Source organism: Lysobacter sp. GQ73, from assembly GCF_059758755.1.
The window spans coordinates 1-11,570 of record NZ_JCAXEE010000010.1 but is presented as its reverse complement, the minus strand read 5'-3'; the positions used below and the strand labels follow the sequence as shown (position 1 = coordinate 11,570).

Here is an 11,570-nt window from a genome sequence, read left to right as displayed (position 1 = left end):
CGAACGCGGCCGCTCGGTCGGCTCAGGTGCGCTGGCGCGGCGCTTTCGCGGCCTTGCGCACCGGCGCGCGGGCTGCCTTGGCCGCAATGCGCGCCACGACTGCGGCGCTGCCGAGTTCGCGCAGCGCATCCTTGCCGACCCAGCGCGGCGCAGCGTCGGCGGAGGCGGCCAGACGCTGGGCCACCGCGAGCGCGGCGGCATGCAGCGCGGCATTGCGCTTGCCGATCGAACGCAGCGCCCAGTTGATCGCTTTCTTGACGAAGTTGCGCTCGTCGCCGGCCGCGGCCTCGATCAGTTCCAGGCCGTGCAGGAAGGCCGCGTCCGGCGCCGCCTTGTCGTGCACGGTCTTGCTGGCGAGCAGGGCGAACGCCGCGCGCTTGAGATATTCGTCGCGGCGCCCGGCCCATTGCTCGATCTTGCGCCAGGCATGCGGGCTGCGATCGAACAAGGCGAAGCAGACGGTGTCGCACACCGCCCAGTTGTCGAACTCGCGACCCCAGCGATCCATCTGCGCGGCGCTGACTTCGTCCGGGTCCTCGAGGTAGGACGCGAGCAGGCGCGCTTCGTACCAGCCACTGTCCCACAGCGCCTGAGCGAGTTCGCGGTCGCGGCCGAAGTCCTTGGCGATGGCCTGGATCGAGGCCATCGGCACGCCGAAGGCGCGCTCGGTCGGGATCGCGTAACGCGCCAGGCCCTCGCGATGGCTCGCACTGGAGGCGGCGCGCAGTCGCGCCAGGGCGTCGGCCAGGCGTTGCTCGAGCGGCGGCGGCAGTGCAGGCGACACCGGCGCCGTCCGCTTGCGCGCGAACGGCTGGTGGGCGGCCTGTGCGGCGGCGGTGCGGGCCATGTCTTACCCTCGCGGAACGGCGACGCCAATGTACCCATCGGCGCCACCGTCCGCCATGTCCCGATCCTGCGACCGGGCCGGCCGCATCAGACCTCGGTCGAGTCGCTCGAGCCGGCCGCGCCGTGCTTGGCCGGCGCCGGACGCAACAGGCTGAGGGCGATCGCGCCGCCGATGATCGCGGCGACGCCGAGCAGCGAGATCAGGATCGGCACCTTGTACACGTCGATCAGCAGCATCTTGGCGCCGATGAACACCAGCACCAGGGCCAGGCCGTAGGGCAGCAGATGGAAGCGATCGGCCATGCCCTGCAGCAGGAAAAACATCGCGCGCAGGCCGAGCACCGCGAACACGTTCGAGGTCAACACGATGAAGGGGTCTTCGGTGATCGCGAAGATCGCCGGGATCGAGTCGACCGCGAAGATCACGTCGGTGACGCCGATCAGCACGATCACCACGAACAGCGGCGTGTACCAGCGCTGGCCGTCGCGCTGGATCGAGATCGCCGCGCCGTGGTAACCGTCGGTCAGGCGCAGGTGGCTGCGCATCCACTTCAGCAACGGGTTGCGGTCGAGGTCGGGCGCCTTGCCGGCGGCGAGCAGCATCTTGATGCCGGTCACCACCAGGAACACGCCGAACACATACAGGATCCAGTGGAACTTGGCGAGCAACAGGGCGCCGGCGAAGATCAGGATCGCGCGCAGGGCGATCGCGCCGAGCACGCCGATCACCAGCACGCGCTGGCGCTGCTCCTCGGGCATGGCGAAATAGGAGAACAGCATCAGGAACACGAAGATGTTGTCGACCGCAAGCGATTTCTCGACCAGGTAGCCGGTCAGGAACTCCAGGCCGATGCGGTTGCCGATCTCGGCGCCGGACTGCTGGGTCACCCACCACCACAGGCCGGCGTTGAACAGCAAGGCCAGGCCGATCCAGCCGACGCTCCACCAGGCCGCTTCCTTGAAGGTCACCTTGTGCGGCCCGCCATGGCGCATCAGCACCAGATCGACGAGCAAAGCGACGACGACGAAGGCGACGAACGCGCCCCAGAGCATCGGACTTCCGATGGTTTGCATGTGGTTCTCCCGGAGATGAAAAGCTGGCGGCGAACTGCGTGACCGCAGCCGCGAGGCGTCATTCATCCGAAGGAGTCGGGGAGGACGGAGCTTCGCCGCTGGCGGCGAAGGTCTTGCCCGCGTACGGCCGGATCGTTCGATCCATGGCCGACACGCCTGTCGCACCGGGGCGGTCAGCCCGTAATGACGATACGACAGCGGGAGCTACTCCCCTTCTGGGGCGCACCTTAGCACGGGTGCGGCTGAATTTCAGTTCAGCTTCTGCGGCGATCTTGGGCAGGAGCGTCCGCATTCGCCTCGGCGATCACCCCGGACTGCGGTACAGCGCCACGGTGGCCAGCCGCGGCGTGTCGTAGGCGTACTCGATGCTCACGCGCACGCGCCGGGCGCGCACCGGGTCGAAACGCTCCAGGCGCTTGTAGCCGATGGTCGTGCCCCAGGCGAACGGCCGCCAACCGCCATCGTGCCAATACTCGACGCGGTGATTGGCGATGTGCTGGCCGTGAGCGATCGCTTCCTGCAGGCACAGCAGATCGAATTCGATCTCGCGATCGAGTTCGAACTCGATCCAGCCGTTGCGCGCATCGGCGGCCGGCGACCAATACGACTCGGCCTCGCCGTCGAGCACGCGCGCGGGCGCATGGCCGTCGGCGCTGGCGCTCGCACGCACCCGGGCCGGCGCGAGCAGATTGCCGCCGGCGAACATCGCCCGGCGGCGCTGTCCGAACGCGGCCAGATTGGCCGCATCGATCGCGTGGAAAAGGCCTTCGCGGGTCGGCGGCACGTTGAGCAGCAGCTTGCTGTTGCGCCCGACCGAGCTGCAATACAGGTCGATCAGTTGTTGCGGGCTGCGCACCTTCGCGTCTTCGGCCGCATGCCAGAACCAGCCGGGTCGGATCGACACGTCGGTTTCGCCGGGGCGCCAGACCGAACCGTAAGGATCGCCCTGCTGCAGGGCTTCGCCGACCCAGGGCCGGTCGAACCCGGCATGGGGCACGCGCGCCGGATCGACCGAAGACCAGCAGGTACTGCCGGCCACGCCGCGCTCGTTGCCGATCCAGCGCACGTCGGGGCCGGCATCGGAGAACACGATCGCATCGGGTTGCAGCTCGCGCACGGTGCGGTGGATGCGCGGCCAGTCGTAAGCCTGGCGCTTGCCGTTCGGGCCCTCGCCGTTGGCGCCGTCGAACCAGACTTCCACCACCGGGCCATAGCCGCTCGACAGCTCGGTCAGCTGCGCGATGTAGAAATCGTCGTAGGCCTTTCCGCTGCCGTAACGCGGCTCGTGCCGGTCCCACGGCGACAGATAGAACCCCACGCCGAGGCCTTCGGCGCGGCAGACGTCGACGAATTCGCGCACCAGGTCGCCGCGGCCGTCGCGCCACGGACTGCTGCGCACGCTGTGCGCGGTGGTCGCGGTCGGCCACAGGCAGAATCCATCGTGATGCTTGGCGGTCAGGATCAGGCTGCGGAAACCGCCGGCCTTGGCCGCGCGCGCCCACTGCCCGGCATCGAGCCGGGTCGGCGCGAACGCCTGCGGGTCTTCGTCGCCCTCGCCCCATTCGCGGTCGGTGAAGGTGTTGACGGTGAAATGCACGAACAGCGCCAGCTCTTCGCGTTGCCAGGCCAACTGCTGCGGCGTCGGCCGCGGCCGCGAGGAGGCCTCGGATGGGGCCTGCGATGTGGCGCCCTGTGCGGAAACCGCGGGTGCGGCGCTCAAGGCCACCGCGCCGGCGCCGCCGGCGATCAGGAAACGACGTCGATCCATGTAGCTCCTCGCAATACGCCCGCGACCGATGCGGACCGCGGCAGGTTTCGATGATCCGAGTCTAGTCGCAGTCGCGACTGGCTCACAGACATGCGGCGATGTATCCGCCTGCATATTCGAATCTTCGCGATGCTTATGCATGGCTGGACTCGCATTGGAATTTTTTGGAGATACTCCGTCGCATTAGAAAAAGCGAATGCCAGAGATAGGTCGTGCGCCGCAGCGGTTGACCGCATCGGCACCGGTCTGTTTCGATGCCTGCGATTCGCCACCGCTGGAGCAAGAGCATGTCGTCCGCACCTCGCCCCTTTCATCGAGCACGTTTTTACGCCGTGCTGCTCGCCACCGTGTGGTCGGGCTGCGGGCTCGCGACGGCGACGACGCCGGCCGCCGACGCGCCGAAGCCGGCGGTCGCCGCGCCGAGCGAGAGCCAAGCCGCGTTCGATGCGCGCATGCGCTGGTGGCGCGAGGCGCGCTTCGGCCTGTTCGTGCACTGGGGCCTGTACTCGGGCGCGGCCGGACGTTGGAACGGCGAGCCGGTCAAGGGTTCGGCCGAATGGATCCAGCGCAATGCGCACGTGCCGACCGACGAGTACGCGCGGCAGATGCTGCCGTTGTTCAAGCCCAAGCCCGGCTTCGCCCGCGAGTGGGCCAGGTTGGCCAAGGACGCCGGCGCGAAGTACCTGGTGTTCACCAGCAAACACCACGAAGGCTTCGCCCTGCACGACAGCGCGGTCAGCCGCTTCGACGCCCAGGACGCGGTCGGCCGCGACCTGGTCCGCGAAATCGTCGACGCCGCACGCGCCGAAGGCCTCAAGGTCGGCCTGTATCACTCGGTGATCGATTGGCATCATCCGGCCTACCCTTACCGCGATTTCGCCCGCCTGGAACACCCGCTTCCGCATCCGCTGGAAAAGGCGACCGAGCGGGACGACCCCGGTTACCCGCAGCGCGCCGACCTCAAGGGCTATCAGGATTTCCTGCAGGCGCAGGTGCGCGAGCTGGTCGAGCACTACGGCCCGATCGACGTGCTGTGGTGGGACTATTCCAATCCAGGCGCCGAAGGCGAAACCTGGCGCGCGAGCGAGTTGATGACCATGGTGCGCGCCGCGCAACCCGGCATCGTCATGAACAATCGTTTGTACCGCTCGCTCGGCTACGACGATCCGCAAGGCAGCCTGCGCTGGTTCGATCGTGCGCACGGCGACTTCACCACGCCCGAGCAGGCGATCCCGGCGCAGGGCATGCCCGGGGTCGACTGGGAAGCCTGCATGACCATGAACGGCACCTGGGGCTATAGCGCGCTCGACGAGCAATGGAAGTCGACTCGCGAGTTGGTCCGCAACCTCGTCGACACCGCCAGCAAGGGGGGCAACTTCCTGCTCAACATCGGGCCGCAGGCCGACGGCAGCGTGCCCCAGGCCAGCGCGACCCGGCTCGAGCAGATCGGCGCCTGGCTGCGCCGCAACGGCGAGTCGGTCTATGCCACTCAGGCCAGCCCGTTCGATGCCGTCGCCTGGGGACGCATCACCGCGAAGCCCGACCGCATCTACCTGCATGTGTTCGAGCGCCCGGCCGACGGCCGTCTGCGTCTGGAGATCGACGGTGCGCGGCGCGCGCGACTGCTCGATGGCGGCGCCGCGCTGACGACGCGTCGCGAAGGCCGGCACCTGATCGTCGAATTGCCCAAGCCGCTGCCCGACGCGACCGACACCGTGATCGAGCTGCTGCCGGCGGAGTCGTAAAGCCCCGCCCCGTCACGTCCCGGACTGCGGCGGAGTTGTGCCGTTTTGTGCGCTTGGCCTGGCGCGGGTGACGCGCTTTGCCAGCGCGGCTGTCGCTGCGGGCGCGCATCTGCCGCGGTGGGTCAGACTATCGACGCCCGCACATCGGCCATCACAGATCCAACGAGACGGACATCAAACAAACACCTTGATATTCCGATAGTTAGCGGCTTTTTCCATCACGCGCCGTTGACGCAGCCCCCTCGTAAATAGCAAGGACGTCAGGGGGCGTCATCCATGAAAAATATCGAAGTTTTCAGCATTGCCACTGCGCGCATCTGTGCAGCCGCGCTCGAACAGCATCCCGTCGTAGCCCGCTTCAACGCCGAAGAATCGGCGCGGCATATCCCAGGCCTGGACCCGGCCAATCGCGAAGACATGGCGGCCGCGGTGCTGGCGTGCGGCGCCACCTTCGAATGGTTGCTCGACGAGGGTTATCTGCGCAGCACCGCGTGCGTGAAAGAGTCCTTGAACGGCGTGGCCTTCGTCCACATGGCCTTGCGCTATCGCCTGACCGAGAAAGGGTTCGCGGTGCTCGGCGCGCAGGCGCATTCGACCGACGAAAGCAAGACCATCGGCGAACGCCTGATCGCCGCGGTCAAGCTCGGCGGCGCGGACCGGATCAAGGAATCGGTCAAGCTCATGATCGGCGCCGGCGTCGGATCGCGCACGCAGCTGCAGGCGATGAGCTGATCGCGCTCATCTGCCATGCGCGCCTCCAACCGATGCGCGCTTCAACGCAACGCGACGTCTTCAGCGCCGCCCGCAGCGGCACCGATGCGGTGAGCGCCTGGGATCCAGCACCCGCAGACTTGCTGCGGGTGCTGGAGACTGCATCGCCTCGGCGCCACGCGCCGTAAGCGTCGCAGCGGCGCGGTCAGGGCGTGGTGTAGCTCAGCAGCAGCTGCGGCGCGTTCGCGCCTTCGCGCGAGGACCAGTCGACGCCGTCGGTGACGCCGGAGGCCGGCACCAGGATCACGCCGTTGTTGGCGACCGTGCCCGCGGCCCAGTTCTTCACCAGTTGCAGGCCGGCGGCGTTGAGGCTGACGTACTGCGCACCGGTCGCGCTCGGCGTGACCGAGCCGAGCTTGGTGCCCAGACTGGCGCCGCTGTAGGTCGCGTTGCTCTCGGTCCAGCTCGTCGTCACCTGGTACAGATCGTAGACGCCGGTCGAACGGTCGCTGACCTGTAACTTCACCTGCGCCGAGGTCAGGTTGAGCCCCGCCGCGCTGCTGACGTTCCAGCCCATCAGGCCGCGCAGTTGCTGGCCGCCGTCGCTGCCGTCGGCGTACAGCACGGTCGAGTTGACCCGGGTGCCGCCGGACTTGACGGTGACGTCGCGCACTGCGTTGAGGGTCAGCGACTGCGAGGGGCTGCCGCCCTTGTTGCAGGTGCCGCTGAAGTGGTCGGTGTAGCTGCTGCCGGCGCGCGGCACGAACTCGCCGGTGTAGCCGGTCGCGGTCAGGGTCAGCTTGAGCACACCGTGGGTGTTGTCGTTGCTCGCCTCGAGCGAGGCATGGCTGCCGTCGATGCCATAGAACGCGCGGCCGCCGGTACCGATCAGCACCTGGCGGATACCGTCGCTGGCCGCGGCCTGGCTCGGATTCATCTTGCCGTAGCGCTGGTAGTTGTGGTCGTGGCCGACCAGCACCAGGTCGGCCTTCGCCGCATAAAGCGCATCCCAGAACGGCTTGACCTGGCTGTAGCCGCTATAGCTGCCGCGGCTCACCAGCGGGTGATGGAAGTAAGCCGCGGTGCAGGGCTTGGTGTTGGCGGCGAGATCGTTCTTGAGCCAGGTGATCTGGGTCGAGGACACGGTGCCGCCGGTCATGGTGTTCAAGGCGATGAAATGCCAGTCGCCCACGTCCCAGCTGTAATAGCCCTTGCTGCGATTGCCGGCCGGGCCGTCGGCGTTGCCGACGCCGTTGAAGTAATCGAAGTAGCCGCTGGCGCCGCTGGTGTAGTACTCGTGGTTGCCCGGCGACGGGCTGGTCAGCGCCTTGAAGCGACCCCAGGTCGGTGCGTAGCGATTGTTGAACTCGCTCAAGGTGCCGCTGTTGTAGGCGTTATCGCCGGCGGTGAACACCGCGGTCGGGTTGATCGCGACGATCAGGTCGGAAGTGCCCTGGCAGGCGCTGCCGCTGGTGTCGCAGATGTCGCCGGCGCCGGCGACCACCACGCTCGCCAGTTCCAGCGCGGTCGCACTGTACTCGTAGCGGTCGAGCTGGAAGGCGCTGTCGGGCTGACTGAAATACGGCTTGATGTCGATGCAGTCGCCGCGCAGCGCGCGGGTGTGGAAACTGCGCTCGTTCCAGTGCTTGCCCTCGTACACCTGGCGGTCGCCGCCGTTGCTGGTCAACACCAGCGAGTCGTAACCGCTGAGCTTGAGTTGCTTGAACCCCAGCCGCATCCACTTGGCCCCGCCTTCGCAGACGCGGTCGAGTGCGACGGCCTTGGCCAGCGGCGTCGCCTTGGGCGCCGGCACCGGCTTGCTGATGGTGTCGTCCTCGGACAGCTGCAGCGTGCGCTGGCTGGCCGATGCGGGCGCGAGTACGGCGGCGATCAACAACGAGGCGATCGCGCCCTGGGCGGGCAGGCCCTTGAGCATGGGGTTCACTGGCTGTCTCCGAAACGGTGATGGCGGGTGCGGTCCGGGCGGACACGAACGTTGCGGAGTGTGGCGGCTAAACGACTACACGATTGCGACGGATGCCGCGCCGGATGCGACGGCGCCTGCGCCGGTCGTCACAGATCGGCATCCCGCCGACGGACGGTCGCCGGATGGCACGCAAACAATGTGCTTTGTGTCGGTTCTTTGTAAGGGCGTGCCCCCTGTAGGAGCGACGTGAGTCGCGACAATGGGACGCGCCGAAATAGCGAGGCCGATGTAGCCGATCGAAGCGGCGCGCCACACGCCAAGGTAGGAGCGGCGCAAGCCGCGACCGCGAACCTGCGGCCGGCGGCGTAGGCAATCGTGGTTGCGTGGTCGTGGCTTACGCCGCTGCTAGAGTGATCAGATCGCAATTGCGCTGCGTGGATCTTGATCTTCTGCTTGCCCGCCAACGCAAGACCCGTAGTGCGGCCGTAGGGATGCGGGCCGTGCGCAAGCAGGCCACCGCACTGCGCCCGGTAAAGCCGCAACCGGAGACGCCGCGGTCGCGATTTGCGTCTCTCCTACCCTCGCGAAACTACGCGGCTTCGATGAAGACCACCGGCGTTGCCGCTTTTGCGCTGCTCGTGGCCCAACGACCCCATCACTCGCCCTGCGTCGGCGTCCCCTGCCCCGCGATCTCCAGCAACTCGATCTCGAACGCCAAGGTCGCATTGGGCTCGATCTGGCCGGGCACGCCCTGCTCGCCATAAGCGAGCTTGGCGGGGATCCAGAATCGGTATTGGCTGCCGGGGGTCATCAGCTGCACCGCTTCGGTCCAGCCCGGCATGACCTGGGCGAGCACGAATTCGGCCGGGTGGTCGGTGTCGTAGGTGCTTTCGAACTTGCTGCCGTCGAGCAGTCGGCCGACGTAGTTCACGCGGACGGTGTCGGTGGCTTTCGGGTGCGGGCCCCTGCCCGCGCGCAGCATCTGGTATTGCAAGCCCGACGGGGTGCTGACCACGCCGGCGACCTTCGCGTTCTTCTTCAGGAAGGCCTCCCCGGCTTCGAGGTTGCGCACCGCGAGTTGCTTGAGTTCGCCATCGCGCTTGTTGCGCAGATGCTCGCTGAAGCCTTCGCGGATCTGCTTGCTCTGCGCCTCGTCGAACAACAGCGGCGCGCCGGCCTGGGCGTCGCGGATCGCGCGCAGCACGATGCGCTGGTCCAGCTCGCCGCGGATGGGTTCGATGCTGCGGGCGAAGTCGCGGCCGACGATGTAGCTGATGCGGGCCTTCTGGTCGGCAAGGTCGGCCGCGCTCAAGGCCGCGGCGTTCTCGCCGGCGGCGTCGCTCTTCGCCGCCTCCGGCGCGTGCGGCGTGCAAGCGGCCAGCGTCGAGACGGCGATGGTCAGCAGCGCGGCATGCAGGGGGTTCGGACAACGCATGGTAGCTCCGTGGCGCAAGGGCGGATGCAGGGAGATCGTTCGGGAAGACGGCTTCAGTCGGTCACCGCGAAGGTCAGCATCATGCCCATGTCCTCGTGTTCGAGGTTGTGGCAATGAAGCATGTAGCGTTGGCTGCCGCTGAGCGCTTGGGCGAAATCGATGGCCAGGCGCACGATTTCGCCGGGCCAGACCACGATGGTGTCGTTCCAGCCGAGGTCCTGCGCGGTCAGTCCGCCGGCGGCGACCTGGCGGCCGCGGATGTCGGGTGGGCTGATGCTGCGCGAGAGCGCGCGGAACTGGAAACCGTGCAGGTGAATCGGGTGCGGCATGCTGGTCATGCTGTTGCGGATTTCCCAGACCTCGCGGCTGCCGCGGCGCACCGAGAACGCCGGCTCGTGGCCGTCGTCGTGAAAATTCCAGTCGTTGATGAACCAGCGCCCCGCCTCGTCCATGCGCAGGCGCAGCGCACGCACCGGCCAGCCGGCGGTGTCGGGCAGCGGCTCGATCTTCGACAAGGCGCTGAGGTCGGGCAAACGCGCCGCCGGCCGGCGCTCGTCGGCGCATTCGATCAGGCGCAGTTCCATCAGGTCCAGCGCGGCGCCCATCGGCGTGGCGCCGGGATGATCGGCCATCGGGTCGGGCAGGAAGGCGCCGGACTCGTCCTCGTTCTCCATCGCCACGTAGTCGAGGCTGCGCAGCATCACCCGCTGACCCGGGGTAAGCGCGCCGAAATCGACCAGCACGTCGATGCGCTGCGCCGGGGCGAGAAACACGTCGTCGACCGGCCAGGCCTGGGCGAGCAGGCCGCCGTCGGTGCCGATCAGCTGCATCGGCAGCACCCGCTCGCCTTGCACGAAAGCGACCCGCAACATGCGCGCGTTGGCGACGTTGGCGAGGCGGAAGCGATACCAGGTCGGAATCACGTCGAGATAGGGCTCGGGCGTCCAGTTGACCAGTACGCGATTGCCGATCCAGTCGTCGGCGCCGTCCTTGTAGACGATGGCGTTGTCGTCGGCGACCTGTTTGTCGGCGATCATCAAGGGCAGGTCGCGCTCGCCCCAGCGCATGCCGAGGCGTTGCCGCAGCGCGCGCTCTTCCGCGTCCTCGACCAATAGCAGGCCGGCGAGGCCGCGCTGCAACTGCACGCCGGTGCGGCCGTGCGGGTGGGCGTGATACCAATACAAGCCGGCGCGGTTATCGACGCGGTAACGGTAGCTGCGGCTGGCGCCGGCCTCGACCGGGTGCAGGCCGCTGCCGTCGTTGGCCTCGTCGATGCTGAGGCCGTGCCAGTGGATCGTGGTCGCCTCGGCGAGGCGGTTGTCGAGCTCGACCTCGACCGTGTCGCCGCGGCGCGCATGCAGCAACGGATTGGCGACGTCGTGCGCACCGACACGACCGGTATAGGCCCACAGCGACGTCGGCGCGCCCGGGAACAAGCCCACACTGAGCGTCCGTGCCGACAGACGCAACGGCTGCTTCAGATCGACCTCGGCGAGCAGCCCCTCGGCTCCGGGCAGACGCAGCGGCTGCACGAAACGCGCGTCCGGCGCCAGCTCCGACAACTTCGGCGCCGGGCCCGACCCGAGGCTGTGACCGTGGCCGCCGGTCCAGCGCCACAGGGCCAGGGGGCCGGCCACGGTTGCAGCGCCGCCCACGGTCAGGCCGACCAGAAAGCGGCGGCGTTGCGGGTCGGTCATCGGTGCGGCATCCCCGGAAGCGTCAGGCGATCCGCCATCATCCACAGCCCATGTTGCAGATGTTGCAGGCGCGCGTCGCTTCTGTGACGGCGATCAATTCGGTGACCACTCGGCGGGGATCGAGGCTAGGGTTGGCGGGGTTGCGGTGGGATGCGTCGCAACCTGGCACGGCCCGATCGCGTCTTGCGTCGCCCCTGCCCTGCGTCTGTTCGCGGTCTCGATCAGTGACGACGGCGATGCGGCGTCGATCCCTTCCATGGTCGCGGCTTACGCCGCTCCTACAGGGCCACGGCCAGGAGCGCCGCAAGGTTGAGGGCATCGCGGTCGCGACTCGCGTCGCCCCTGCCCTGCGACTGTTCGCGGTCTC

8 protein-coding genes are annotated in these 11,570 nt (G+C 67.9%); 2 read left to right on the top strand and 6 right to left on the bottom strand.

Annotated features, from left to right (window positions below):
* Positions 1–22 precede the first annotated feature (22 nt).
* The 3 genes from AC6CH2_RS21080 to AC6CH2_RS21070 form a co-directional block, all read right to left on the bottom strand.
* On the bottom strand, positions 23–847 hold the full coding sequence (locus tag AC6CH2_RS21080) for a DNA alkylation repair protein (protein WP_498270923.1): 825 nt from the start codon (positions 845–847) through the stop codon (positions 23–25).
* Positions 848–933: 86 nt separating this feature from the next.
* Positions 934–1,920: a TerC family protein gene (locus AC6CH2_RS21075; protein WP_498270922.1), complete on the bottom strand. Its 987-nt coding sequence runs from the start codon at positions 1,918–1,920 to the stop codon at positions 934–936.
* Positions 1,921–2,224: 304 nt separating this feature from the next.
* A complete protein-coding gene (locus AC6CH2_RS21070) occupies positions 2,225–3,688 on the bottom strand; it encodes an alpha-L-fucosidase (protein ID WP_498270921.1) in 1,464 nt (487 codons plus the stop codon).
* A 287-nt stretch (positions 3,689–3,975) separates the two neighbouring features.
* On the opposite strand from AC6CH2_RS21070, the gene AC6CH2_RS21065 reads away from it, so the two are divergent.
* Positions 3,976–5,433: an alpha-L-fucosidase gene (locus tag AC6CH2_RS21065; RefSeq protein ID WP_498270920.1), complete on the top strand. Its 1,458-nt coding sequence runs from the start codon at positions 3,976–3,978 to the stop codon at positions 5,431–5,433.
* 276 nt (positions 5,434–5,709) lie between these two features.
* Entirely contained in the window at positions 5,710–6,165 is a 456-nt protein-coding gene (locus AC6CH2_RS21060; RefSeq protein WP_498270919.1) for a hypothetical protein, read from the top strand.
* A 184-nt stretch (positions 6,166–6,349) separates the two neighbouring features.
* Here the strand turns inward: AC6CH2_RS21060 and AC6CH2_RS21055 are convergent, their stop codons facing one another.
* The 3 genes from AC6CH2_RS21055 to AC6CH2_RS21045 all read right to left on the bottom strand — a co-directional run bounded on the left by AC6CH2_RS21055 (position 6,350) and on the right by AC6CH2_RS21045 (position 11,203).
* The gene (locus tag AC6CH2_RS21055) at positions 6,350–8,080 is read right to left on the bottom strand and encodes a DNRLRE domain-containing protein (RefSeq protein WP_498271030.1); all 1,731 of its coding nucleotides are present in this window, start codon (positions 8,078–8,080) and stop codon (positions 6,350–6,352) included.
* 646 nt (positions 8,081–8,726) lie between these two features.
* Positions 8,727–9,506, bottom strand: a complete 780-nt coding sequence (locus AC6CH2_RS21050) for an FKBP-type peptidyl-prolyl cis-trans isomerase (RefSeq protein ID WP_498270918.1) — start codon at positions 9,504–9,506, stop codon at positions 8,727–8,729.
* A gap of 53 nt (positions 9,507–9,559) precedes the next feature.
* Positions 9,560–11,203, bottom strand: a complete 1,644-nt coding sequence (locus AC6CH2_RS21045; RefSeq protein ID WP_498270917.1) for a multicopper oxidase family protein — start codon at positions 11,201–11,203, stop codon at positions 9,560–9,562.
* Positions 11,204–11,570: the final 367 nt, after the last annotated feature.

Coding starts and splice junctions, on each gene's coding strand:
- AC6CH2_RS21080 (WP_498270923.1), bottom strand. CDS start 847: ATGGCCCGCACCGCCGCCGCACAGGCCGCCCACCAGCCGTTCGCGCGC.
- AC6CH2_RS21075 (WP_498270922.1), bottom strand. CDS start 1,920: ATGCAAACCATCGGAAGTCCGATGCTCTGGGGCGCGTTCGTCGCCTTC.
- AC6CH2_RS21070 (WP_498270921.1), bottom strand. CDS start 3,688: ATGGATCGACGTCGTTTCCTGATCGCCGGCGGCGCCGGCGCGGTGGCC.
- AC6CH2_RS21065 (WP_498270920.1), top strand. CDS start 3,976: ATGTCGTCCGCACCTCGCCCCTTTCATCGAGCACGTTTTTACGCCGTG.
- AC6CH2_RS21060 (WP_498270919.1), top strand. CDS start 5,710: ATGAAAAATATCGAAGTTTTCAGCATTGCCACTGCGCGCATCTGTGCA.
- AC6CH2_RS21055 (WP_498271030.1), bottom strand. CDS start 8,080: ATGCTCAAGGGCCTGCCCGCCCAGGGCGCGATCGCCTCGTTGTTGATC.
- AC6CH2_RS21050 (WP_498270918.1), bottom strand. CDS start 9,506: ATGCGTTGTCCGAACCCCCTGCATGCCGCGCTGCTGACCATCGCCGTC.
- AC6CH2_RS21045 (WP_498270917.1), bottom strand. CDS start 11,203: ATGACCGACCCGCAACGCCGCCGCTTTCTGGTCGGCCTGACCGTGGGC.